Origin of the sequence: Streptomyces sp. NPDC047072 (genome assembly GCF_040643855.1) — a bacterium.
Lineage (GTDB): Bacteria > Actinomycetota > Actinomycetes > Streptomycetales > Streptomycetaceae > Streptomyces.
Genome location: NZ_JBEYVC010000030.1, coordinates 58,798 through 83,636 on the forward strand (window position 1 = coordinate 58,798; position 24,839 = coordinate 83,636).

The 24,839-nt window shown below is 71.9% G+C and carries 17 protein-coding genes and 2 pseudogenes; 8 read left to right on the forward strand and 11 right to left on the reverse strand.

All coding sequences use genetic code 11. The features are described 5' to 3' along the window. Positions 1 to 38 precede the first annotated feature (38 nt). Together ABZ896_RS16175 and ABZ896_RS16180 are read left to right on the forward strand one after the other, a co-directional pair. Positions 39 to 2,054 carry an NADPH-dependent 2,4-dienoyl-CoA reductase gene (locus ABZ896_RS16175; protein WP_360928222.1) on the forward strand — a complete coding sequence of 672 codons (2,016 nt, stop codon included), beginning with the start codon at positions 39 to 41 and terminating at the stop codon, positions 2,052 to 2,054. A 31-nt stretch (positions 2,055 to 2,085) separates the two neighbouring features. Further along, positions 2,086 to 2,628, forward strand: a complete 543-nt coding sequence (locus ABZ896_RS16180) for a PadR family transcriptional regulator (RefSeq protein WP_360928225.1) — start codon at positions 2,086 to 2,088, stop codon at positions 2,626 to 2,628. Positions 2,629 to 2,649: 21 nt separating this feature from the next. On the opposite strand, the gene ABZ896_RS16185 is transcribed toward ABZ896_RS16180, so the two are convergent. Further along, positions 2,650 to 3,195, reverse strand: coding sequence for a hypothetical protein (locus tag ABZ896_RS16185; RefSeq protein WP_360928228.1), 546 nt, complete (start codon positions 3,193 to 3,195; stop codon positions 2,650 to 2,652). A gap of 182 nt (positions 3,196 to 3,377) precedes the next feature. Beyond that, positions 3,378 to 4,361 (reverse strand): fibronectin type III domain-containing protein, encoded by a 984-nt coding sequence (locus ABZ896_RS16190; protein ID WP_360928231.1) that lies wholly within the window; start codon positions 4,359 to 4,361, stop codon positions 3,378 to 3,380. Positions 4,362 to 4,712: 351 nt separating this feature from the next. On the opposite strand from ABZ896_RS16190, the gene ABZ896_RS16195 reads away from it, so the two are divergent. Next, positions 4,713 to 5,408 carry a glycoside hydrolase family 75 protein gene (locus ABZ896_RS16195; RefSeq protein WP_360928234.1) on the forward strand — a complete coding sequence of 232 codons (696 nt, stop codon included), beginning with the start codon at positions 4,713 to 4,715 and terminating at the stop codon, positions 5,406 to 5,408. Between the two features lie 45 nt (positions 5,409 to 5,453). On the opposite strand, the gene ABZ896_RS16200 is transcribed toward ABZ896_RS16195, so the two are convergent. Then, positions 5,454 to 6,215, reverse strand: a complete 762-nt coding sequence (locus ABZ896_RS16200; RefSeq protein ID WP_360928237.1) for a glucose 1-dehydrogenase — start codon at positions 6,213 to 6,215, stop codon at positions 5,454 to 5,456. A gap of 151 nt (positions 6,216 to 6,366) precedes the next feature. Here ABZ896_RS16200 and ABZ896_RS16205 point away from each other — a divergent pair, with 151 nt between their 5' ends. Beyond that, on the forward strand, positions 6,367 to 7,005 hold the full coding sequence (locus ABZ896_RS16205) for a helix-turn-helix domain-containing protein (RefSeq protein ID WP_360928239.1): 639 nt from the start codon (positions 6,367 to 6,369) through the stop codon (positions 7,003 to 7,005). A 225-nt stretch (positions 7,006 to 7,230) separates the two neighbouring features. Here ABZ896_RS16205 and ABZ896_RS16210 read toward each other — a convergent pair whose 3' ends face one another. From ABZ896_RS16210 to dhaK, 3 genes are read right to left on the reverse strand one after another with little or no spacing between them, the layout of a single operon-like run. After that, a complete protein-coding gene (locus ABZ896_RS16210; protein ID WP_360928242.1) occupies positions 7,231 to 7,641 on the reverse strand; it encodes a PTS fructose transporter subunit IIA in 411 nt (136 codons plus the stop codon). Continuing rightward, positions 7,634 to 8,233 (reverse strand): dihydroxyacetone kinase subunit DhaL, encoded by a 600-nt coding sequence (gene dhaL, locus ABZ896_RS16215; protein ID WP_360928245.1) that lies wholly within the window; start codon positions 8,231 to 8,233, stop codon positions 7,634 to 7,636. The genes ABZ896_RS16210 and dhaL overlap by 8 nt, the downstream gene beginning before the upstream one ends. Positions 8,234 to 8,271: 38 nt before the next feature. Continuing rightward, positions 8,272 to 9,264: a dihydroxyacetone kinase subunit DhaK gene (dhaK, locus tag ABZ896_RS16220; RefSeq protein ID WP_360928248.1), complete on the reverse strand. Its 993-nt coding sequence runs from the start codon at positions 9,262 to 9,264 to the stop codon at positions 8,272 to 8,274. A gap of 151 nt (positions 9,265 to 9,415) precedes the next feature. Between dhaK and ABZ896_RS16225 the strand changes: the two genes are divergently transcribed. Beyond that, entirely contained in the window at positions 9,416 to 10,834 is a 1,419-nt protein-coding gene (locus ABZ896_RS16225; protein ID WP_360928251.1) for an MFS transporter, read from the forward strand. Here ABZ896_RS16225 and upp read toward each other — a convergent pair. Genes upp through ABZ896_RS16245 form a run of 4 tightly spaced genes read right to left on the reverse strand, consistent with a single transcriptional unit; the run spans position 10,764 to position 18,455 of the window. Then, complete coding sequence (upp, locus tag ABZ896_RS16230) at positions 10,764 to 11,441, reverse strand: uracil phosphoribosyltransferase (RefSeq protein WP_360928254.1); 678 nt, start codon at positions 11,439 to 11,441, stop codon at positions 10,764 to 10,766. The genes ABZ896_RS16225 and upp overlap by 71 nt on opposite strands. Further along, positions 11,441 to 13,408 carry an HAD-IA family hydrolase gene (locus tag ABZ896_RS16235; RefSeq protein ID WP_360928257.1) on the reverse strand — a complete coding sequence of 656 codons (1,968 nt, stop codon included), beginning with the start codon at positions 13,406 to 13,408 and terminating at the stop codon, positions 11,441 to 11,443. Before ABZ896_RS16235 ends, upp begins: the two co-directional genes overlap by 1 nt. After that, positions 13,405 to 14,361, reverse strand: a complete 957-nt coding sequence (locus ABZ896_RS16240; RefSeq protein WP_360928260.1) for a pseudouridine-5'-phosphate glycosidase — start codon at positions 14,359 to 14,361, stop codon at positions 13,405 to 13,407. Before ABZ896_RS16240 ends, ABZ896_RS16235 begins: the two co-directional genes overlap by 4 nt. Positions 14,362 to 14,384: 23 nt before the next feature. Then, positions 14,385 to 18,455: an amino acid adenylation domain-containing protein gene (locus tag ABZ896_RS16245; RefSeq protein ID WP_360928263.1), complete on the reverse strand. Its 4,071-nt coding sequence runs from the start codon at positions 18,453 to 18,455 to the stop codon at positions 14,385 to 14,387. Positions 18,456 to 18,951: 496 nt separating this feature from the next. Here ABZ896_RS16245 and ABZ896_RS16250 point away from each other — a divergent pair, with 496 nt between their 5' ends. The 3 genes and pseudogenes from ABZ896_RS16250 to ABZ896_RS16260 form a co-directional block, all read left to right on the forward strand. Further along, complete coding sequence (locus ABZ896_RS16250) at positions 18,952 to 20,283, forward strand: hypothetical protein (protein ID WP_360928266.1); 1,332 nt, start codon at positions 18,952 to 18,954, stop codon at positions 20,281 to 20,283. A 179-nt stretch (positions 20,284 to 20,462) separates the two neighbouring features. Beyond that, positions 20,463 to 23,066 (forward strand): YfhO family protein, encoded by a 2,604-nt coding sequence (locus ABZ896_RS16255; RefSeq protein WP_360928269.1) that lies wholly within the window; start codon positions 20,463 to 20,465, stop codon positions 23,064 to 23,066. Between the two features lie 121 nt (positions 23,067 to 23,187). After that, positions 23,188 to 23,529, forward strand: a pseudogene (locus tag ABZ896_RS16260) (nitroreductase/quinone reductase family protein); the annotation flags it as partial. 128 nt (positions 23,530 to 23,657) lie between these two features. Here the strand turns inward: ABZ896_RS16260 and ABZ896_RS16265 are convergent. After that, positions 23,658 to 24,749: pseudogene (locus ABZ896_RS16265) on the reverse strand (ATP-binding SpoIIE family protein phosphatase); the annotation flags it as partial. Between the last annotated feature and the right edge of the window lie 90 nt (positions 24,750 to 24,839).

Genomic DNA, 24,839 nt, shown 5'->3' on the forward strand with positions numbered 1-24,839 from the left:
TACAACAGAGGCGCACGCCACTGCGCACGGAGGGCCCGATGAGCCGATACCCCCACCTGCTGAGCCCGCTCGACCTCGGGTTCACCACACTGCCCAACCGCGTCCTCATGGGCTCGATGCACGTCGGTCTGGAGGAGGCCGAGCGCGGTTTCGAGCGCATGGCCGCGTTCTACGCCGAGCGGGCGCGCGGGGGAGTGGGCCTGATCGTCACCGGGGGCATCGCGCCCAACGACGAGGGGCGGCCGTACGAGGGCGGCGCCAAGCTCGCCACCGACGCGGAGGCCGAGCAGCACCGGGTCATCACCGAGGCCGTGCACCGCGAGGGCGGCCGGATCGCGATGCAGATCCTGCACTTCGGCCGGTACGCCTACCACCAGGACCTGGTCGCGCCGAGCCCCCTCCAGGCGCCCATCAGCCCCTTCCCGCCCCGCGAACTCACCGACGCCGACGTCGAGCGGACCATCGACGACTACGCCCGCGCCGCCCGCCTCGCCCGGCAGGCCGGGTACGACGGCGTGGAGATCATGGGGTCCGAGGGCTACCTCATCAACGAGTTCATCGCCCTGCAGACCAACCAGCGCACCGACCGCTGGGGCGGCTCGTACGAGAACCGCATGCGCTTCCCCGTCGAGATCGTGCGCCGGGTGCGCGAGGCCGTCGGCGAGGACTTCATCATCATCTACCGGCTGTCCATGCTGGACCTCGTCCCGGGCGGCTCCACGCTCGACGAGGTGATCACGCTCGCCAAGGCCGTCGAGGCGGCCGGGGCCACGATCATCAACACCGGCATCGGCTGGCACGAGGCCCGCATCCCCACCATCGCGACCTCCGTGCCGCGCGGCGCCTACACCTGGGTCACCAAGCGGCTCATGGGCGAGGTGTCCGTGCCGCTCGTCACCACCAACCGCATCAACACCCCCGAAGTCGCCGAGGAGTTGCTCGCCGACGGGTACGCGGACATGGTGTCCATGGCTCGACCGATGCTCGCCGACCCGGAGTTCGTCAACAAGGCCGCCGCCGGGACGCCCGAGGCCATCAACACCTGCATCGGCTGCAACCAGGCCTGCCTCGATCACACCTTCAGCCTGAAGATCACCTCCTGCCTGGTCAATCCGCGCGCCTGCCACGAGACCGAACTCGTGCTGTCCCCCACCCGGTTGAGGAAGCGCGTCGCCGTCGTCGGCGCGGGACCGGCCGGACTCGCCTGCGCCGTGAGCGCCGCCGAACGCGGCCACGAGGTCACGCTCTTCGACGCCGCGAGCGAGGTCGGCGGCCAGCTCAACGTCGCCCGAAAGGTCCCCGGCAAGCAGGAGTTCGACGAGACCCTGCGCTACTTCCGCCACCGGCTCGACGCCGAGGGCGTGGACGTACGCCTCAACACCCCCGTGTCCGCAGGTGACTTGGACGGCTACGACGAGATCGTCGTCGCCACCGGCGTCACCCCGCGCACCCCCGAGATCCCCGGCGTCGACCACCCGAGCGTGGTCGGCTACCTCGACGTCCTGCGCGACGGCGCCCCCGTCGGCGACCGGGTCGCGATCCTCGGCGCCGGCGGAATCGGCTTCGACGTTGCGGAGTTCCTCACCGACGGCGGCGAAGGGGCGAGCGACGACCCGGAGACGTACTTCCGCCAGTGGGGCGTCGACATGGACTACACGGCGCCCGGCGGACTCACCGCCCCCAAGCGCCCGGCCCCGCCGCGCACTGTCCACCTGCTCCAGCGCAAGACCGGCAAGGTCGGCGCCGGGCTCGGCAAGACCACCGGCTGGATCCACCGCACCGAACTCAAGCACCGCGGCGTCACCATGGTCCCGGGCGTCCGCTACGACCGCATCGACGACGCCGGACTCCACCTCACGATCGGCGAGGAGAGCACGGTCCTGCCCGTCGACACCGTCGTCCTGTGCACAGGCCAGGAACCGTGCCGTGACCTGTACGAGGAGCTGGTCGCCGCCGGTCGCGGGGTCCACCTGATCGGAGGCGCCGACGTGGCGGCCGAGCTGGACGCCAAGCGGGCGATCAAGCAGGGCACCGAGGTCGCGGCGGCCCTCTAGAGCCCGTCCGGCCCGTCCCTAGGATGACCCCATGTCACTCCCGCACGCGATCCTCACCGCCCTGCTGGAACGGCCCTCGGCCGGGCTGGACCTGACCCGCCGGTTCGACAGGTCGATCGGCTACTTCTGGTCGGCCTCGCACCAGCAGATCTACCGCGAGCTGGGGAAACTGGAAGCGGAGGGGTACATCCGCGCGCTCCCCGCCGAACAGCCCTCCCGCGGGCAGAAGAAGGCCTACGAGGTCCTGCCCGCGGGCCGCGCCGAGCTGGAGCGCTGGACGGCCGCGGCCCAGGACCCCAAGCCGCACCGGGACGCGCTGCTGCTGAGGCTGCGCGCGGCGGCGGTGGTCGGCACCGAGGGCCTGGAGGCCGACCTGCGTCGCCATCTCGATCTGCACCGGCGGCAGTTGGCGGAGTACGAGGAGATCCAGAAGCGGGACTTCCCGCCCGGCAACGACAGCGCGCAGGCCAGGCTCCAGCACCTGGTCCTGCGCGCGGGCATCGAGTTGGAGACCTTCTGGACGCAGTGGCTCACTGAGGCGCTGGAGGAGTTTGCCGAGCTGCCCGGCGAGTAGGGCCGGGAGGGAGTGGGCCCGTCAGAGGCGGTGCGGCCGTGCGCGACGGCGCAGGAACCAGGCCGTCGCCAGGGCTCCGACCGTGACCAGTCCGCCGCCGGCCGCCATGGTCAGCGTGCTGTAGTCCTTGGTCGAGCCGCCCAGCCCCCCGACGACACCCCGGGACGGCGAGGCCGTCGCCGAGACCGTGGGCGTGGCGGCCGTACCGGAGACGATGACCGACTGGGTGCCGGCCGTGCTGTTGTCGAAGGCGCAGATGACGATGACGGTGTACGTCCCCGCGCTGACGTTCGACCAGGCGCCGGACTGGAGCGAGGTCGTCCCGGACAGGGCCACCTGGCGCCCCTGCGCGAAGTTCGCCTGGCTGCTGGTGAGGAGCGAGGCGGTGCCCCAGCCGCCGGTGGTGGCGGTGCGGGAGCAGGCGGTGGTGGTGACGGAGACCGTGGATCCGGAGGTGCTCACGGAGATGCCCGACGCGGCCGCGGCCGGCCCGGCGGTCAGGGCTAGCGGCAGCGCGGCGGCGGCCGCGGCCACGCCGGAGCGGAGGAGAAGCTGAGAAGTGCGCATGGACTGCCCTCCGGCGGCACGGTTGGCGGTACATCCCTTGCGCCGCCTGGGGTCGGGAAACGCCCGTGCTGCCTCGGTCACAGCGAACGTGCCGGACGTCCGGCGCGCATGCGGACCGCCCCCGTGCAGGTGACGGATTCCTTCGTCCGGCGCAAGCAGGGGAGCGGGGGCCGGAGGGTTGGTCAGGGTCGTGCCGGGGCGCCCGTCGTCACCTTCCGCTCCACCGACAGCCCACCCCAGGTGCCGTCGGGCAGCCGTGCCCGGATCCGCACCCGATGGTCGACGCCTGCCTCCCGGCCCAGATAGAAGCTGTACGTCGCCCGCCCGCGCGGCGGCTCCCCGCCGAAGACGAGCGAGGTGGCCGCAGCCCCGTCCAGCCGGACCTGGTACTCCGTGACCACCCCGTCCGTGTGCGGGGGCACCCAGCTCAGGTCGAGGTAGTAGGCACCGTCGTCGGCGTGCCGGGCCGTCGCGCGGAAGTCCGTCGGGGCGGTGTCCCCTCCGTCGTCGCTGCCCGGCGTGGTGATCCGGACGGTCCCACTGGCCGGCGAGACGTTGTCGGCCGCGTCCCGGGCCTGGACGGTGAAGGTGTAGCGGGTACCCGCCCGAAGCCCGGTGACCACGGCCGCCGTCTGGTCGCCGCCCACACTGTGGATCTTGGTGCCGCCCTGGTGGATGTCGTACGACACCACATCCCGGTCGTCCTTGGAGGCGGACCAGCTCAGCTGCACGGCCCTGCTGCCCACCGCCCGCCCCTCCAGCGTCCCGGGCCGGGTCGGCGCCTCGTGGTCCGCCGCCACGGCGACCGGGGTCGTCGCCCGGACCTCCCGGCCGGGTGGGCCGAGACGGCCCTCCATGTCACGGGCGCGGACGGTGAAGACGTACGGGGTGCCCGGCTTGAGCCTGGTGACATCCACCATGTGCTGTGAACCCGGCACTTCCCGGACCTTCGTGGTGCCGCGATACACCTCGTAGCAGTCGATGGAGGCGGAGGGGACCGCGTTCCACATCACGTGCACGCTGGTCGCGCTTCCCGCGGCGGCGGTGACGCCCAGGGGAGCGGCGGGGAGTCGGCCGCTGTCGCCGTCGTCCGGGCCGCCCCACCCGCAGGAGCCGACGAACACCAGCGCGGCGCACAGGCGCAGGGGGACGGGAACGCCTCGCACGTCTCTGCCTCCCGGGGAGGACACCGCGGCAATGGTCCGGACCAATATGACGCCGGTGGGGTGCCCGCATCAAGAGGGCGGTCCGCGTGGGCCGGTCCGGGACGGTTACGTATGCTGAGGGCCTTCACGGCCGAACTGTCCCTGACTGAAAGGGAGTTCGCGCCGGTGGTGCGGGCCGCTGTCGTTGCTGTCCCCGCACCGGTACGGGTGGCAGGGCGGCCCGGGGTCCGTCGAGGGCCTCGGCCCCCGGCCCCTGCCCCGTACGGACCCCTTGCGGTGGCCGCCCGACTGAAACGGCATCAGATTTGGCTGAGTGTCCGTCAATGTCCCCCCACGAGAGGGCCCCTCATCGTGCGTGTCCAGTCGCTGACACTGGCCGCGGCAAGCGCCGCTCTGCTCGCCCCCACGACGTCCCCCGCCACGGAGCCCGTCGCCCGGACGGAGCCGGTGGTGCGGCACGAGGCCGAGAGCCTGGCCGCCGACCTGCTGGCGAAGGTGAGCAAGTGCAAGCCCGTCTCACGCGGCCGCTACCGCAGTGACGACGGCAAGCGCGCGACCGTCCCGGTCTGCGGCACGCGCGACGCGGTCTTCTGGAAGGCCGACATGGACATCGACTGCGACGGACGGCCCGGTCGCCGGTGCAATCGCCGCACCGACCCGCTCTTCTCCGCCGCCACCGCGTTCCAGCAGTCGGACGGCCGCCATCTCAGCGCCGAACGCCTGCCGTACATCGTGGTCCCCACCCCGAGCCGGATCTGGAACTACCGCGACCACGGGGTGCGCGGCGGCTCGGTGGCCGCCGTCGTCCACGACGGTCAGGTGCGGTACGCGGTCGTCGGGGACGTCGGCCCGCACGACATCATCGGCGAGGCCTCCTACGCCACCGCCAAGGCCCTCGGTATCCGCCCCGACCCGATCGGCGGCGGCACGGACGCCGAGGTCACCTACATCGTCTTCAAGGACGAGCGGGTGCAGCCGATCGAGGACCAGGAGGCCGCCGTGGAACTCGGCGAGCGGCTCGCACGCAAGTTCGTGGACGCGAAATGAGACAGGGGAGCCCCGACCGCCGGGACTCCCCTTCCGTGGGCCGGATCAGACCGCGGCCCAGCCGTCGTCCACCGGCAGGACCACGCCGTTGACATTGCTCGCCGCGTCCGAGGCCAGGAACACGATGGCCGCGGCCTGCTCCTCGGGCTGGGAGATCCTGCCGATGTTGACGAAGTGCGGGCCGAGCGCCGCAGGGCCGTGCGCCTCCTGGTCGGCCTCCACCACGATGTTGGTCGCGGTGCCGCCCGGCGCGATCGCGTTCGCGCGGATGCCCTGCTTGCGGTACATCACCGCGAGGTTCTTGGTGAGGCCCACCACGCCGTGCTTGGAGGCCGTGTAGGCGGCGCCCGCGGCGCTGCCGCGCAGGCCCGCCTCGGAGGCGGTGCTGACGATCGCGCCCTTGCCCGCCTTCAGCATGTGCGGCAGCACGGCCCGGGTGAGCAGGAAGGGCGCCGTCAGGTTGACCCGGATGACCCGCTCCCACTCCGCGTCGCTCACGTCCGCCAGCGCCGACATCCGGTCCATGATCCCGGCGTTGTTGACCAGGACGTCCACCCCGCCGAAACGCTCCACCGCGGCCTGGGTCACCTGGTCCACGACGGCCTGCTCGCTGAGGTCCCCGGTGACGGCGACCGCGGTGCCGTCCGCGTCCTCGATCTCCTTGACGACCGCCGCGGCGCCCTCGGCGTTGAGGTCCGCGACGACGACCCGGGCGCCCCGGGCGGCGAAGGCCAGGGCGGTCGCGCGCCCGATACCCGAACCCGCTCCGGTGACGATGACGCTGCGTCCGTCGAAATCGCCGGCCATGTGGTGCTCCTGTCGTTCTGTGCCTGGTGCTCGCGCGGGCGGTCCGCCTGCGCGGATGCCACCCTACGACTTAATGTCTGTGAGTGACATAAATTCTTGGTGGAGAATTTCGCAGGACAGTGAGCAGCGAGGACCGAAGCCGGAGGAACTGATGACCGCAGCCCGTGGGCGCACGGGACGGCCGCCCCTGACGGAGCAGCGCCGGGCCGAGATACGGCTGGAGATCGCCCGGGCCGCGGTGGACCTCTTCGTCACCCAGGGCGTGGCGGCCACGACGGGGGAGCAGATCGGACAGGCGGCCGGCGTCTCCGCGCGGACCCTGTGGCGCTACTTCCCGAGCAAGGAGAGCTGCGTACGGCCGCTGTTCTCGGCGGGTATCGACCTGATCGCCGGCCTGCTGCGGGAGTGGCCCCCGGACTGCCCCCTGGAGGGGCTCTTCGACCGGGACGCCGCGACCGACGTCGGCATCATCGGCGGACCGGAACGGGCCACGGTCGGCGATCTGGTCCGGCTGACCCGCACCGAGCCGGGGCTGCGCGCCGTCTGGCTCCAGACGTACGACGAGGCCGAGCCGGCCTTCGCCCGTGCCCTGGCCGAGCGCGCCGGAATATCCGCCGACGGACTGCGGCCCGCGATCTGGGCCGCGATGTTCAACGCGGCGCTGCGCGCGGCGGTCGAGCACTATGCCTGGCGCACCTCCGACACGCCCACCGAGGCCGCGGCGGCGGAGGCCGAACTGCTGGAGACGTTGCGCTCGGCGCTGGCCGTCGCCGCGGAAGGGGTCGGATAGCGGGCGAGGGGAGGCGAGGGGGCTCGGGGCCGCTCGCGGGACCGTCCGTCGGTCCGTACGCCGGCCGGGTCCGCCGTCGGCTGCACGGTGGCCGCGCGCTTCAGGCGTACGCCCACCGGACGCGCCGTCGGCCGTACGCCTGCCGGACCTTCGCCGGCCGGGCGCCCGCCATCCCTTCCCCACCGGCTGTACCGCCCGCCAGCCCCCCGCCGGTCGTACCGCTTGTCAGACCTTCCGGTAGCTGTACGCCTCCGTGGCCGCCGCCTCCACCGTCGCGAGGTCGGCTCCTGTTGCCGCTGTGACCACCGCGGCAACCGCGCCTTCGACGAACGGGGCGTCGACCAGGCGGGTGTCGGCGGGGAGTTCGTCGCCCTCGGCGAGCAGCGCCTTGACGGTGAGGACCGCGCTGCCGAGGTCGGTCAGGACGGCGACCCCGGCGCCCCGGTCCACGGACGCGGCCGCCGCGGCGATCAGCTCCGCGCTGGTGCCGAGTTCACCGCCCGCCGTACCGCCGGCCGGCGCCACCGGCACCTCGACACCACCGCCCACCAGACCCTTCGCCAACTCGGCCACGGACGCGGCGACTTGTGCGCTGTGCGACACCAGCACGATCCCGACGAGCTTTCCGTCACTCACCGGCGGCCTCCGCAAGCGCGGCGATCAGCAGCGAGGCGGAGGTCGCGCCCGGGTCCTGGTGCCCGACGCTGCGCTCCCCGAGATAACTCGCCCGGCCCTTGCGGGCCTGCAACGGCGTGGTCGCGAGGGCCCCTTCCTCGGCCGCCGCCCGCGCTGCGGCGAACCCGGTTCCGAGCCCGTCTACGGCGGGCACCAGCGCGTCGATCATGGTCTTGTCGCCCGGCGCGGCACCGCCCAGCGCCATGACCGCGTCCACACCCGCCCGCAGCGCGTCCGCGAACTCCCGCTCACTCACCTCGGCTTCGTCGCCCAGAGCCTTGCCCGTCCGCCGCAGCAGCGTGCCGTACAACGGCCCCGACGCACCGCCCACCGTCGAGATCAACTGACGTCCGGCGAGGGTGAGGACGGCCCCCGGAGTCTCCGGTGCCTCCTTCTCCAGAGTTGCGGCCACCGAGCGGAAGCCGCGCTGGAGGTTGCTGCCGTGGTCGGCGTCCCCGATGGGCGAGTCGAGGGCGGTGAGCCGCTCCGCCTCGCGGTCCACGGACGCGGCGGTCGCCGTCATCCAACGGCGGAAGAAGTCGGCGTCGAGCACTGGATCTCCTTGCGTGGAAGGTACGTCGGTCGGCCTGCTCACATGCCCCAGCGCAGCCCCGCCGTCTTCACGGGGGCGTCCCACAGGCGCAGCAGCTCCTCGTCGACCTGGCACAGGGTGACCGAGGCGCCGGCCATGTCGAGCGAGGTGACGTAGTTGCCGACCAGGGTGCGGGCGACGGCGACCCCGCGCTCCGTGAGCACCCGCTGCACCTCGGCGTTGAAGCCGTACAGCTCCAACAGCGGTGTCGCGCCCATGCCGTTGACCAGGACGAGCACCGGGTTGCGCGGGCTCATGTCGTCGAGGATCGCGTGCACGGAGAAGTCGGCGATCTCGCGCGAGGTCATCATCGCGCGCCGCTCCCGGCCGGGCTCGCCGTGGATGCCGACTCCCAACTCCAGCTCGCCGTCGGGCAGTTCGAAGGTGGGGCTGCCCTTGGCGGGGGTCGTGCAGGCGCTGAGCGCGACGCCGAAGCTGCGGGAGTTCTCGTTGACCTGACGGGCGATCGCCTCCACCCGCTCCAGCGGCTGCCCCTCGTCGGCCGCCGCGCCGGCGATCTTCTCCACGAACAGCGTGGCACCCGTGCCGCGCCGACCGGCGGTGTAGAGGCTGTCGGTCACCGCCACGTCGTCGTTGACGAGGACCTTGGCGACCCGGATGCCCTCGTCCTCGGCGAGTTCGGCGGCCATGTCGAAGTTGAGCACATCACCGGTGTAGTTCTTCACGATGAACAGCACCCCGGCCCCGCTGTCCACGGCCGCCGCGGCCCGCACCATCTGGTCCGGCACCGGGGAGGTGAACACCTCGCCCGGACAGGCCGCGGAGAGCATGCCGGGGCCCACGAAACCGCCGTGCAGCGGTTCGTGCCCCGAGCCACCACCGGAGACCAGGCCGACCTTCCCGGCGACGGGGGCGTCCCGCCGTACGATCACGCGGTTCTCCACGTCCACGGCCAGCTCGGGATGGGCGGCCGCCACGCCACGCAGCGCGTCCGCGACCACGGTTTCCGGGACGTTGATCAACATCCTCATTGCTGTCTCCTCGTGAGGGTCGGCGGCTGAGATCGCCGCTGTCGGCAGTATCGACCTTGAGACAGCGAAGGTCACGCGCGCGTGCGGGTGTGTGAACCGGCGCGCCAGTGGGCACGTTCGATCCGACGTCACGTACGGAGGCCCCGATACCGTGCCCGTTTCCCCTGGTCCGACGCCGGGGCCCCGTCTGCTGACGGCTCTGGCCGGGGCGCAGCTGCTCGTGGCGCTGGACTTCTCCGTCATCTATGTCGCGCTCCCCGACATCGGGGCCGACCTCCACTTCTCCTCCGTGGCGCTGCAGTGGATCGTGAGCGCGTACGCGATCTTCTTCGCCGGGTTCCTGCTGCTGGGCGGACAGCTGTCGGACGTCCTCGGAGCCGGCCGGGTGTATCTCGTCGCCCAGGTGCTCTTCGCCGTCTCCTCGACCGGTGCCGCGCTCTCGTCCTCCGCCACGCCGCTGATCGCCGCACGGGTCGGGCAGGGAATGGCCGCGGCCCTGCTGGTGCCGGCGACGCTGGGGCTGCTCAGCTCCGCCTACCCGGCCGGCCCCGAGCGCGACCGGGCGGTGAGCGTGTGGGGCACCACCGGTGCGGTCGGGCTCGCCCTCGGGGTCACGGTCGGCGGGGGCATCCTCGCGGTGGCCTCGTGGCCGTGGATCTTCTGGATCAACCTCCCCATCGTGGCGCTCTGCCTGCTCGCCGCCGGGAACGCGGTCCGTTCCGGCGCATCCGGGGCCGCCCGGGCCCCCGTCGCGGCGACGGCCACGTTCTCCGCGTGCGTCGCCGTCGTGGCCCTCGTCGTGGCCTTCACCGAACTCTCCCGCACCCGGCCCTCCCTCCCCGTCGTCGCCGTCGCACTGGCGGCGGCGGTCCTGGCAGGAGGGCTGCTCATACGGTGCCAGAGCGGAGGCAGACCACTGGTGCCCCGCACCCTGCTGCGGGTGCGAACCCTCCAAGTGGCCTGTCTGGTCGCGGCGTTGCACATGGCGAGCTTCGGGGCCGAGTTCTACCTGGTCACCCTGTACCTCCAGGAACTGCGGGACTACAGCGCGCTCGCCGCGGGCCTGGCCTTCCTCCCGCTGGCCGGAGCCGTCACGGTGGGCAACCAGGTGGCGGGCCGGGCGGCCGGACGGCTGTCCTTGAGAGCGCTGCTGTCCGCGGGGTTCCTCATCGGCACGACCGGACTCGTGGTGCTCGCCCTGGCCGTCGCCGCCGACGGGGGATACGCGCCGGGCATCCTCCCGGGGCTGCTGCTCAGCGGCCTGGGACAGGGGATGGCGTTCACCGGCATGTTCATCACCGGGACCCGCGACCTGCCGCAGGAGAGCAACGCGATGGGGAGCGCGCTGGTGACCACGGCGCAGTACATCGGCGGCTCCCTCGGCCTGGCCCTACTGGTCCTCCTGCACGGAGAGCGGCCGACGGCCCCGGACTTCGTCCGGACGTTCTACGTCACCGCGGTCGTCGCCACCGCGGCCGTGCCGTCGGCACTGCTCCTCCTCACCCCTCCGTGCCGAAGTAGCGGTCCCCGAAGTCGCCGATTCCGGGGACCATATAGGCGTTCTCGTTGAGCCGTCGCTCGATGGCGGACGTCACGATCCGCACCTCGGGGAACCGCTCGCACACGGCCGTGATGCCCTCGGGCACGGTGATGAGGTTGACGAAGACGAGGTGGCTCTGGCGCACCCCGTGCTCCAGCAGCAGCTCGATGGAGGCCGTGGCCGTTCCCCCCGTGGCCAGCATCGGATCGAGGAGGAGGACATGGCGCTCGGCGATGTCGCCGGGGAGCTTCGTGTAGTACAGCCGGGGCAGTTTGGTGGTCGGGTCCCGCTGGATGAGGATCTTCCCGATCGGAATCCCGGGGCACACCGCGCGCAGCTCCGTCTCCATGCTCTCCCCGGCCCGCAGCACCGGCACACCGCACAGTCCGGCCGCCAGGCGCAGCCCGGGGTAGGTGGCGCCGACCGGGGTCCGGACGTCGTAGGGCTCGAAGGGCAGCAGGTCCAGTCCCGCCTCGATCACCCTGCGGATGACACGGCCGGAGTGGAGCACGAAGTCCTCGCGGCGGGCGTTCCGGTCGCGGATGAGGGTGTGCAGGGCGCGCAACTGGTCGGTCTGGGGCAGGAGATGGACGTTCGTGCCGAGGTATTTCTCGACGGACAGCGTGGGAGTGGTCATCAGGCCTCCTCGTCGGTGGGCGGCTCCTCGAAGGTGGCGGGCAGCGCCGGCCTGGTGGTGAACTGGCCCGCGGCGACCCGGTAGAGGGAGAGTCCGCCGCTCAGGCACCACATCTCGTGCATGACGTACACCAGCTTCGGGTTGTGCTCCTCGTCCTCCTCGACCGCCCGCGCGATCAGCCAGTCCCACTCCCGGGTCCAGCGCGGGTCGTCCAGGTCGTCGAGGGCGGTGTCGAAGAGCGCGGCCAGTGCGGCGACCTTGCGCTGCCGGGGGAAGCGGCCGCGGGAGAACAGCACGCCGATCAGACCCGTCCAGTGACAACCGACCACCTCGTGGCGCCGGTCGGCGGGGAGCGCGTCGGCGATGTGCCGCATGGCGTGCAGGGAGGTGATCAGGTGCACCAGCAGGAAGTCGCCGGGCTCCGCGAGATAGAGCAGCGTGACCAGCCGGGTCACTTCGTTCCAGCTGGTCGTGGGGTCCTGGTCGGTGGCCCAGGAGGGGATCTCGTGGATCAGGGGGTGGCCCACGGCGTGCATCCGGGCGATGCGGTACTGGATCCCCGAGCGCAGGATCTCGGGGTTGATGCCGGCCATCGCCTCGGGGGAGGTGTCACCGACCAACTTCTCCACCCAGTCGGAGAGTTCCTCCCGGTTGTCCTCCCAGAAGGCGACGATGCGCATCCAAGAGTCCAGCGGGCTCTTCTCGCCGTGGACGGCGGGGAAGGTGCGCTCGGGGTGGCAGGAGACATGGCCGAAGGCGAGGTAGGCGAGCCCCTCGACCGTCATCCGGCGGCTGCCCGCGTCCAGCCCCCAGCCGAGATGGATGGTGGCGTGCGTGAGCGCGCCGACCCAGCCGGACAACAGGTGGGGCATATAACGGCGGAGCACCTCCGGCAGGCCCAACTCCCGCTCGCGACGGTCGAAGAAGTCGCAGTACGCGGCGAAGTCGGTACGCCTGCCCAGCAGTTCGAGCCAGTTGTCGTCGTCGATCGTGCGCCGCGCGGGCCGGGCCGGCTCCACACGGAAGCCGTACGACGTCATGCTCACGTAGGCGTCGTGGTACTCCTCGATCCGCCGCGGATCCACGCCGAGCCCCGCCAGGGCCACCACGGCGTGCTTGATGTGGTCGGTGAGGTGACCGTTGAACTCGATGTGCCGGCTGCGGTCCGCGAGCAGCCGGTCGACCACCGCGCTGGAGGTCGTGCGGAGGCGGCCGTCCGGCGGCAGCTCCTTCACGAGGTGGGCCACGACCTCCTCGAAGCTGTCGGCGATGTACGACGGGTCGGCCGCCGCCAGTGCCGAGCGGGTGTGGACGCCGTAGGTGACCGCGACCGAGCGGATACCGGCCGCCCGGGCCATGAGCAGATCGTGGCTGGTGTCGCCGACCGCCACCGCCCGCTCCGGCCCGGCGGCACAGCGCACCAGGACGGTCAGCGCGGACTCCGGATGCGGTTTGGGGTGGGCCACGTCGTCGGCGCCGACGAGGACCGTGAAGAAGTCCCCGAGGCCGGCCGCACGGAGCAGGGCGTCGGCGCCGGCGTGGAACTTGCTGGTGGCCACCGCGAGGGTGATGCCCTGGCGGCGCAGCTCGGCGAGTCCTTCCGGGACACCGGGGAAGACCAGTTCGGCGGCGCGCGGCAGAAGTACGGTGCGGAACGCCTCCTGGTAGCGGGCCATGCCCTCGGCGACGCGGGGGTCGTCCCGGCGTACACCCAGCAGGTCCGCGAACGCCTGGTCCAGCGGAAGCCCGATGGTGGCCCGGATCTCGGCCGGGTCCCGGGGTCCGACGCCCATCGCCTCGAAGGCGGCGGCGAAGGTCCGCATGATCGCCTGCGGCGAGTCCACCAGGGTCCCGTCGAGATCGAAGATCGCCACACGCGTCATATCGGCCCCCTGCCTACGGCTGTCCGCGCGCACCTGCTGCCTACGGCTGTCCGCTCGCGACTCCCGATGCTCGGTCTCGGTCATCGGCCCTCCTCGCGGCGGTAGGCGGTGTGGGCCGCGGCGAGCCGGCCGCCGGCCTCGGCGGTGTGGACGAGGACCGCCGTGTTGGCCGCGGTCGACCTGCCCTCCGTGGCCCGGTCGACCGCACGCATCACGTACTTCGTCACGTCACCGCCACGCACTCCGTCCCGCTCGGCGCCCGCGAGGGCCCCGGCGATGGCCGCCTCGATCTCCTCGCCGTCGATGGCGTCCTCCGCAGGCGTGGGGGTGGTGATCAGGACGGCGCCGTCGTTGCCCAGCGCCCAGTGCATGTCGACCGTGCGGGCGATCAGCGTCTCGTCGTCCAGCCGGTGCGGGGCGCGCAGCCCGCTGGAACGGCAGTAGAACGCGGGGAAGTCGTCGAAGCCGTAGGAGAGGACGGGGACGCAGTGCGTCTCCAGGAACTCCAGGGTCAGGCCCAGGTCCAGGATCTTCTTGGCGCCCGCGCAGACCACGGCCACCTTCGACCGGGTGAACTGGATGAGATCGGAGGAGATGTCCATGGTGGTCTGCGCCCCGCGGTGGACGCCTCCGACGCCGGCGGAGGCGAAGAACTCGATCCCGGCGAGTTCCGCCGCCACCAGGGAGGAGGCGACGGTGGTGGCGCCCGGCGACCCCGCGGCGAGGACGACCGGCAGGTCCCGGCTGCTCACCTTGGGGATCCCGGAGCCGGCGCCGAATCGCTCGATGTCGTCGTCGGTCATGCCGACGAGGATCCGTCCGCCGTCGATGCCGATGGTCGCCGGTATCGCGCCGCCCGTCCGGACGGCCTGTTCGACCTTGCGGGCGGTGGCCACGTTGTCGGGGTAGGGCAGCCCGTGGCTGATGACGTTGGACTCCAGGGCGACCACGGGGTCGCCCGCGGCGAGTGCCGTGGCCACCTCGTCGGTGAACACGAGAGGCACAGGGCTGTGCACGCCTGGCTGGTGCCTGGTCATGCGCGGTCCTTCCGGTAGGGGGATCAGTAGTTGGGGGCCTTGCGCAGCAGGTCCTTGCGCTCGACGATCTCCGGGACGTAGACGCGCTCGTGCCATGCCTCTTGGTCGACCGGTTCGAGGGCGATGGACACGACGTCCTCGGCGCAGCCGAAGGCCTTCCGCACCGCGGTGGTCACCGCGTCGACCAGCTCGGTCTCCTGTTCCCGGGTGAGGGGCACTGGGAAGTGCTTGATGTGGACGTGGGGCACGTCGGCCTCCTGAAAGGGCACGTGGGACGGGGCCGCCAGCCCGTCGCGGATCCGTGCGGCGAGTTCGGTGACATGCGGTTCGCGCAGCACGGCGTAGTGGCCGGTGCCGAGCCGGTGCACGGTGGGTGGTGTGGCCGAGTAGCCGCTCCGGCTCTCCAGGAAGGAGCAGTCGTCGTCGGCGGCCTTGAGGATTGTCACCGGAGCGTCGAGCCGACGTCCGGTCAGCTCGGGGAACGCGTACGTCAGGGCGTACGTCCGCCGGACGATCGCGGTGACGGCCCGCACCAGCTTCTCGTCCAGGCGGGGGAAGCGGGCGGTGACGAAGGCGGTGAACCCGTCCTCGTCGTGGACGGTCCGCAGACAATCGTCCAGCACCCGGCCGTCGAGCGTGCCGGCGAAGACGGAGAAGAGGAGGGCGAGGAAGGCCCGGTCGGTGAAGTCCGCGGTGCCGCTCGCCTCGGCCGCGTCCTCGGGCCGTAGCCGGGGCTGCCCGGGGGCGACGAGGAAGAGATGCTCCACGCGTTCGCCGGCCCGCTCCAGCAGGCGGGCCGTCTCGAAGGCGACCCGGGCGCCGAAGGAGTACCCGCACATCAGATACGGCCCCGCCGGCTGGACCTCCCTGATGGCCTCGACGTCCGCCGACGCCATCTCGCGCACCGTCCCGTAGGGGACCTCGCCCTGGTTGATGCCGTGGGCCTGGATGCCGTAGACGGGCCGGTCGGTGCCCAGCGCGGCGGCCAGCGGACGCAGGTTCATGGGGTAGCCGCCCAGGCCCGGCCAGCAGAACAGCGGGGTGCCGGAGCCCCCGGACGCCAGCGGCACCAGACGGGAGACGGTGGCGGGGGACCCGGCGTCCAGCCTGCGGGCGAGCTGCTCCACCGTCGGCGCCTCGAAGAACGTCTGGTACGGCAGCGCACTTCCGAACGCCCTGTTGAGCCGGTGGACGAGCGCCACGGCGAGCAGGGAGTTGCCGCCGCACTCGAAGAAGTCATCGAGGACGGAGACCTGTTCCCGCCCGAGGACCGCCCGCCACACGTCCCGCACCCGGCGCTCGGTGCGGGAGCGCGGGGCGACGAAAGTCCGCCCGGAAAAGGCGAGTTCGGCTTCCTGGGACGACTCCAGCGCCTTGGTGTCGATCTTGCCGTTGGCGGTCAGCGGCAGCCGGTCCAGGACCACGACGCGGTGGGGCACCATGTAGTGCGGCAGCAGAGCGGACAGATCCTCCTTGATCAGTTCCGCGGGCCCCTGCATATGGACCGTGTCCTCCTTCATCCCCTCGCCGCGCACCTGCTCCTCGCTGACCCGCCCGCCGACGAAGAAGTACGACGGCCCCGTGGGCAGCCCGCAGGAGGCGAGGATCTGCTCCAGACGCCGGGCCGCGGGAAGGTCGTTGCCGGACTTGGAGCTGTAGCCCGACGACATCAGGCCGATGCCCAGGTCGTTCGTCTGCAGGCGCTGCAACGCGCGGCCCAGGTCGACGTAGGACCGCTCGGCATCACCACGGGCCACCACCGCCATCCCGAAGGAGGCACGCTCGTACACCCGTTGGTTGATGGCGACCACGTGCTTCTTCTGGACGAGCGAGTCGCTGATGCGCTCCAGACGGCCGTCGGCGTACCGGTACAGCCCGGCCGGCAGGTCCGCGATCTTCCCGGGGTGGGACTGGACGTAGACCTCGAGAGCGTCGTGAGGCGCGGCGGTGCCGTACGGCACCCAGTCGAAGGAGCCGAGGAAGTGGTCCTCCGGCGCGCAGTCGAGGTGCTCCCGGACGGCGGGGCGGGCGGCGGGCGTGATGTCGAGGCCGTGCTCCGGCAGGACCTCCTCGAACAGACCGACCATGTGGCCGGCCTCGATCTCGAGAACCTCCCGGATGTTGGTGCGGTACACCGGTGCGATCGCCCGGTGCTTGCCGAGGAGGTGGACGCGGATGGAGGGGCCCGGCCGCGGGTCGGCCTCGCCGATGCGCACCAAGTGGTGGTGCACGGGGTGGTAGTAGTACAGGCCCGGCAACACCTCGGCTGTACCGGTGAGTTCGAGGTACAGCTGGGTCGCGTACAGGGAGCCGGGGGAGGCGTAGGCGAACTTCGGCAGCAGCCGTTCGTTGCTGAGGTGCTGCCCGAAGTTCCTGAGGACGACGCCCAGTTCATTGAGACCCAGGCTGTCGGGCGGGCGAGAGGCGACGGCATCCCGGGGGCGTGCGAGCAGTCGCACGATGTCGTCCCGGCGGACCTCGCCGCCCTCGTAGAACCGGTACGTCTTGCGGGCGAAGGCGAGAGCGCGCTGGCGGGGTGTGGCGTCCGCCCCGGGCAGTTCGATCACCGGTCGGCCGGCCAGTTCCGCCTCGTCACGGCAGCCCTGGTACGACAGTTGGGCCCTGACCTGGAGCCTGTCGCCCTTGGACCGGTGGTGGGGGCTGTGCTCGCCCTGGTCCATCAGGGCGGCTTCCCTCGGGTTCAACTCCACGAAGGCGACCAGGTTCTGGAAACCGGTGGCGCTGTCGTCGCGCAGCAGGACCGCGGAGCTCCTGACCCAGTCGTGGGACTCGACGGTCCGGCTGATCTCGTCCAGCTCCACGCGGTAGCCGCGCAGTTTCACCTGGTTGTCAGCCCGCCCGACGAACTGGACGGTTCCGTCCGGGTTCCGGTGCGCCAGGTCGCCGGTGCGGTACAGGCGCGCGCCGGGCCCGGCCGCGAAGGGGTCGTCCAGGAAGCGCTCGGCGGTGAGGTCGGGGCGGTTGAGGTAGCCGCGGGCCACCTGCACGCCGCCGATGTGGAGTTCGCCGATCTCCCCGGCCCGGGTGGGCCGTCCTTCGGCGTCCAGGACGTGGAGCGTGGTGCCGTGGACAGGGGTGCCGATCGGCACGGTGGCGGGTCCGTCCTCGACGGCCGTCCGGTCGACGACGTGGGCGGAGGCGTTGATGGTGCACTCGGTGGGCCCGTACAGGTTGACGAGCCGGCAGTCCGGCAGGGTGTCCAGGCACTGCCGGGCCAGGCCGCGGGAGAGGGCCTCGCCGCCGCTGAAGAGCTGCCGCAGCGAACGGCAGGACGGCAGCTCCTCGGTGTCGATCAGTGCCTGGAGCAGGGTGGGCACGCACTGGAGCGTGGTGATGTCGTGCCGGATGACGGCGTCGATAAGCGCTTCCGGGTCCCGGTACATCCCGGGTTCGCCCATGACGACCGTGGCTCCGAGGGTGGGCGCGAGTATCTCCCACTGCGCGGCGTCGAAACTTATCGGGGTTTTCTGGAGAATCCGCTTTTGGTCGTTCACCGCGCAGGAGTTGTGCAGCCATTCCAGCTGGTTCACCAGACCGCGATGGTCGATCATCACGCCTTTCGGCTTTCCGGTACTGCCGGACGTGTAGATGACATATGCCAGATCATCGGGGCGCGGGGAAGTCAATCGACGCCCGGTGTGCGCTTTACGGGTCTCGTCCAGTGTCAGCACCCTCACTCCCGGACCGGCCAAATCGCGGAGAGCGGAACGGAGATGCTCCTGGGTGAGGACGACGGTGACTTCCGCGTCCCGCAGCATGTACGCGATGCGCTCCTCCGGGTATTCCGGGGAAAGCGGAAGATAGGCGGCGCCCGCGAAGAGGGTGCCCCAGACGCCGGTCATCAGGTCGATGGACGGTTCCATGAGCAGGCCCACGCGACTGTCGCGCGTCACTCCCGCGTCCACCAGGAAGAATCCCAGGTCGCGGCTTTCGGCTATGAGTTCGGCGCGGCTGAGGCGGTGCTCGCCGTGGACGACGGCGATGTGGTCGGGGGCGCGGCGCTCCTGCTCCAGCAGCATATCGGGGAGGCAGGCGCCGGAAGTGGGCGTGGGTGATTCCTCGTTCTCCTTCATAAGTCTCCCAGTGAATGGCCGGTCTTTTTCTGCCAATGCGCCGCAATGGACGGTCAGTTCACCACGGGAACTGACCATTCCGCAGCCGTGGACGCGGCCGGGGGAGTGCATGTCGTGCGGCTTGGTGAATTTGTGAAAAGGTGGCCGACGTAAGGCCGGGCGAAGGTGACAGTGATGCTGGTGATGCGCTCTGTGTGGCCGCGCCGGAGTGGGCGTCGAGGAGTAAAACCTCGCGCATCCTGCGCATTTCCTCATGCCGACCGGACGTCCACGGGCGCACGCCCCGCGTTCGGGGTGTGTGGACAGCACGTGAGGTGGGAACCGACTGCCTGCATATGCCCGGCGCACACGCTTACCCCGGCCCGGACCGCTCGGCTTGACTGCCCTACCGCAACCAAGACACCCATGTCACAGCCGCACCGCACGCGCGGAGGGGGAAGCCGCTGTGCAGGATCCGTTCGTCACTGCCGCCGTTCTGTCTGCCCGGGAGGCAGTCATGCCGCACGCCCCGAACACCCGATTACAGCTCCTGTTGCAGGACGCCGGCTGGGGGGCGTCGCAACTGGCGCTCGCCATCGGGAAGTTGGCGGCGGAACGAGACCTCGGCCTGGTGTGTCATCGCACCACCGCGGGACGCTGGACACAGGGCGTCCAACCGAGGCCGCCGTTTCCCGCACTCATCCTCGAATGCCTCTCGCGCCGCCTGGGCCGGCGAGTTACCGCGCGGGAGGCCGGGCTCACCCGGGCCCCGGCCGCCGTCGCGGACCTGTCCTGGGAAGCCGATCCCGTACGCAAGCTCACCCACCTCACCGATGCCGAGCTCGACCCGCGGCGCCGTGTCCTGCCGGGAGCGGGTGGCTTCACCCACAGTGCCCTCGCCCCGCCGTACACCCCGTCGCCGTCCGGCGCCGCCGACAGGTTCCCGGGGCGCCCGCACGATCCCGGGGCGGAACAGATGCGCACCATGGCCGCCGTGTTCGCCACCGCGGCCGACCGGCACGGCGGGCAGCACGTACGAGCCCCGTTGAGCGCCTACCTGGCCCACGAGGTCATCCCGCATCTGCACCCCGCCGCTGGCGGACAGGTCCACGCCGACGTACTGTCCGCGGCGGCACAACTCACGCTGCTCCTCGGCGGCATGTGCGTCGACGCGGGCCAGGACGGCGCCGCCCAGCACTACCAGCAGATCGCCGCCCGGCTCGCCGCGGACGCCGACGACCGCACCACCCTCGCCATCGCGCTGCGCACCATGGCCGCCCATGCCCACGACCTGGGCCACCACACCCCGGCCGTCCTCGACCTCGCCGAGCAGGCCGCCGTGCACGCCCGCCACGCCCCTATCGCGGTCCGGTCCTACGCACAGGTCCAACTGGCCGTCCTCCAGGCCCACCACGACCGGCACGCGGCGCTGCACTCCCTCTCGCAGGCCGAACGGCTCCACACCCGTGCCGACGACACCCCCGGACCGTTCACCAGCTACCCGGCCGGCGCCCTGCACTACCAACGCGCGTCGATGCTGGCCGCCCTCGGCGACCACGCCTCGGCCCTGAAGGCGCTGACCGTCTCCCTGCGGCTGCGCGCCCCGGGCGAGCGGCTCCCCGCGGCCCTGACCCGCGCCCGGCTGGCCGAGACCCACCTCCGCCTCGGCCATCTCGACCAGGCCCTGCCGCACTGGCGGGCCTTCCTCGACGTCTATCCGACCCTCAACTCCCGGCGAGCCAGCCGCAGTCTGACCGACGCGGCCCGCCAACTCCGCCCCTACCGACGCCACCACGGCGTCGCGGGCGTGCTCGACAGCGTCCACGCCCTCGCCGGCACCCACGCGTAAGGTCATGGAGGGCGTGTCCGACCTGCACTTTCCGTTGGTCTCCGGATCGCGCAGAGTTCATCTCACCGCCTTCCCTGGTCGCACAACCAACCGAACGCACCCCCCGTCTAATCCGGCGCAGTGACAACGCACCGGGTGAACACCCCGGACGGGGGCCTCAATTGACCAGTGGACAGGGCGTGCGACCGACCATCCCGCCCGCACCGAAGACCGCGGACGACCTCGTGGGAGGCCGTCCGCCCCTACCCGCACCGGAATCGGCGCCGGGCAAGCGGCAGGCCGCGCTGTTCGCGGCGACGATCACCGTCGTCGTGCTCTGCGCGGCCGACGCCGTGGCCCGCAGCTACCCCTTCGGCCCGCGCACCCGGAACGTCAACGACCTGGGCAACCAGTACGTCCCGTTCCACGCGCACCTGTGGGACCTGCTGCACGGCCGGGGCACCGGCGGGCTTCTCGTCAACTGGCAGTCGGGGTACGGCGCGAGCTTCCTGCCCGATCTCGGCACCTACCTCACCAGCCCGTTCGCTCTCCTCGTCGCCCTGTTCCCGAGAGACGAGATCGACCTCGCGGTCTACCTGATCACCGTGCTGAAGATCGCCTGTGCCGGTGCCGCCATGGCCTGGCTGCTGCTGCGGCTGCGTCCCGGGCGCTGGTGGGCGGCAGGCCTGCTGGGCGCGTCGTACGCCCTGTGCGGCTGGACGGTGGCGACCGCCTCGTACAACCTCATGTGGCTCGACGGGCTGCTAGCCCTGCCGCTGCTGTGCCTGGTCGGCGAGCGGGTCCTGAGCGGCCGGCGCCCTCTGGTCGGCGTGCTGGTGGTGACGGCCGTCTGGATCGCCAACTTCTACACGGCGTACATGGCCACCCTCGCCGCCGCCCTGGTGTTCCTGCTGCGACTGTGGCTCACCGGCCTCCCGCGCCGCCACAAGCTCACGGCGGCGGGCCGGGCCGCGCTGACCTTCGGGCTCGGCATCGGCCTGGCCGCGCCCCTGGTGACGGTCGTCTACTTCGGCAGCGCACACGCCTCCGAAGGCCGCTTCACCCGGTTCGCCCCGGTGGGCACACAGGACCTCCTCGCCCGTCTGCTGCCGACGACGTACAGCTTCGGCTCCCCGGCGCTCTACGTCGGCACCACGGCCCTGCTGCTCGCCCTCGCACTGCCCGTCCACCGGGCCGCTCCCCGCCGGGTCCGGGCCGGATGGACCCTCCTTGTGGTCCTCGTGACCCTGTCGATGCAGTGGGGCCCGACCCATCTGATGTGGCACGCCTTCGCCGAGCCGCAGGGCAGTTCGTACCGCCAGACCTTCGTGGTGTGCGCCCTGTTGGTCGTCGCGGCCTGGCACACACTCTCCTACGGCCCCCTCGACCGCCGCGCCCTCGCCGCCGCCGTCGGACTGCTCGCCCTGATCGCGCTCGTCGCGAGCGGCAGCCCATTGGTCCGCTTCTTCGCCTGGCCGGTCTTCCTGACCGCGGCCGTGGGCGCGCTGCTCGGCCTGCTCCTCCTCGGCCGCGAACGACCCGTGCTGCGGATGGCCCCGGCCGCGCTCGCCGCCGTCCTGCTCGTCGGGGCGCAGCTCGGCGAGGCCACCGCCACCGACGCCGTGGCCACCCGGATGCGGGTCGACCACATGGACGACTACGCCCCCTGGGGCGAGCGGCAGCAACAACAGGCGGACGCGATCGCCGAGGCCGACGGCTGGCCCCGCTACCGCACCGACCCGGGCCGCGAACAGACCGTCGGCAACGACCCGTTGGAGGTCGGCGGCCAGGGCGCCCAGTACTACAGCAGCCACACCTCCGCCGTGCTCAGCGGCACGCTCACCGCCCTCGGCTACGGCTGGACCTCGGGCGGCCGCAGCCTCCAGAGCCTGGACAACGCGGTCACCGACGCCATCTTCTCGGTGGGCGCCCGAGTGCACTCACCGCCGGACCCGCACCAGAACTGGTTCCCGCAGGACGGCACCGGAGTGACCGTGACCCGGGAGGCCGTACCGCCCCTGGTGACCGTACGGCCGTCCGCCGCGACCGGCTCCTTCGGGCCCTCGCCCTACCGCAACCAGGAACTCCTGCTGGGCGCCCGCGTCTACACCCTGCCCCGCATCACCGTCCGCAACGGCGCCGGGAAGCCGGCGGACCGCAGCACCAATGAGCGGCAGGGCGTGCGCGTCGGCGCAAGGGCGACGATCACCGCCCGGTGCCGGGCGGGCAGCGAGGTCTACCTCTGGGCGCCGCACTTCGCGGGCACCGCGCGGCTCGCCGGCCCGTCCGCGCAGGGCCTCACGGGACGCTTCAGGGCCGACTTCCGCCCCCTCACCAAGATCGCCGCCATGCAGCGCCTCGGCACGGTCCCGGACTCCGGGCGCCTCACGATCGAACTGTCCCCGAACCGGATGGGGGTCGTGCCGGACCAGGCGGTCGGCTGCCTGGACACGGGCCGACTGCATACGGTCGTACGACACCTGCGGGCCACCGGTGCCACGAAGGTCACCGTCTCCGGCTCGGGCGGCACGATCCGGGCCGACCTCCCGGCGGGCAGCGAGGGCGTCGCCGTCGTCGCGGCGCCCCGGATCGCGGGGTGGCGCTGCGCCGCCGGTGACGCCACCGCCGTACCCGCGAAGCAGTACCACGGGCTGATCGCCGTACCGCTGGACGGCACCTCGACCAGTGTCACCTGCGCGTTCCGTCCGCCCGGGCTGCGGCTGGGGACGGCGGTCGGAGGCGCCGCGCTCGTCTCTCTGACCGGTCTCGGCGTCTTCGGGGCCATGCGCCGGAGGCGGTCGTGAGGCGGTGTGCCCGGGGCGCGTGACGGCGCCGACCGGCCGGATCGGAGGCCCCCGCGTGTCCACTCACCGTCCGCGACCCCGGCAGCTCGACGCCCCGCTGCTGCCGAAGATCTTCACGTACATGTCCAGGACCCAGGTCTGGCTCTACCGGCGCACGCGTGGCCGGCTGGGCGGGAAGTGGCGTCTCGCCGCCGGCTTCCGCAAGCCTGTACCCACCCTGCTCCTGGACCATCGCGGCAGGAAGTCCGGCCGGCTCCACACCACCCCGCTGCTCTACATGACCGACGGACCGGACACCGTCGTCGTCGCCTCCCAGGGCGGGCTGCCCAAACACCCGCAGTGGTACCGCAACCTCTGCGCCCAACCGGACACCCACATCCAGATCCACGCGGACCGGCACCCGGTGCGGTCCCACACCGCCGACCCCGAGGAACGCGCCCGGCTGTGGCCGCTGCTGGTGGATGTCTACGCCGAGCGATCGTCTGAGCCACTGGAAGGGACCAGCCCAGCCACCCCCCGCACACCGTGGCGAGCAGTGAGGCGAGGAGGAACTTGGGTACCGAGGCCGGCAGAAAGTTCTGTCGGGTCCGTTCAGCGGTGCAGCGGCTGTTCGAACCACACCACCTTGCCCGTGCTCAACCGCGTCGCACCCCAGCGCTCGGACAGCTGGTCCACAAGGAAGAGGCCCCTGCCGCCCTCGTCGCTCAGCCGGGCGTGCCGCATCCGGGGGACCACCGGGGAGTCGTCGCCCACCTCGCAGCGCAGTACGTCGGTGCACAGTAGCCGTAGCGTGATCGGCCGGGACGCGAAGCGCACGGCGTTCGCCACCACCTCGCTGACCATCAGCTCGGTGGTCTCCACCAGCGCGTCGAGACCCCACTCGTGGAGCGTCCTGCGGGTCAGCCGGCGGGCCTGTCCCGCGGTCTGCGGGCGCGGGGCCATGTACCAGTACGCGACGGTCTCCGGCCGGATGCCCTCGAAGCGGGCGGCGAGCAGCGCGATGTCGTCGTCGCGGCCACCCGTCCCCAGCGTGCCGAGCGCCCGGTCGCACAGCGTCTCCAGCGTCACGAGCGCGGGTCCCGGCGCGGTCGTACGCAACCGTCCGCACAGCCGGTCGATCCCGGTCAGCACGTCCGAGTCGCGGGACTCGACCAGGCCGTCGGTGTAGAGCAGCAGGGTGGCCCCGGCGGGCGCGTGCCGCTCGACGGTCTCGAACCCGCCGCCGCCCACGCCGATCGGCGCCCCGGGCGGGACCCGGAGCACCTCCGTGCTCCCGTCGGGGTGCAGCAGGACCGGTGGCAGATGGCCCGCGTTGGCCATCAGCAGCCGGTGCAGCACGGGGTCGTACATGGCGTAGAGGCAGGTCGCCGTGTGCTCGCTGCCCAGGCGCCCCGCCTGCTCATCGAGGTGGTGCAGCACCTCGTCCGGGGGCAGGTCGAGGCCGGCCAGGGTCTGCACGCTGGTCCGCAGCTGGCCCATGATCGCCGCCGAGGTCATGGAGTGGCCCATCACGTCGCCGATGACCAGGGCGACGCGGTTGCCGGGCAGCGGGATCGCGTCGTACCAGTCGCCGCCGACCTGCGCGGTCCGCGAGGACGGCAGATAGCGGCTGGCCAGCCGGACGCCCGGCGGCTCGGGCAGCGACGGCGGGAGCATGGTGCGCTGCAGCGTGTCGGCGACATACGAAGCCCGGAGCGGGTCCGAGCCGTGGAATCGGTGGAATTTGCCACCCTTGCTTCCCGTTAGCATGGACATCCGCACCGATCAAGGCCA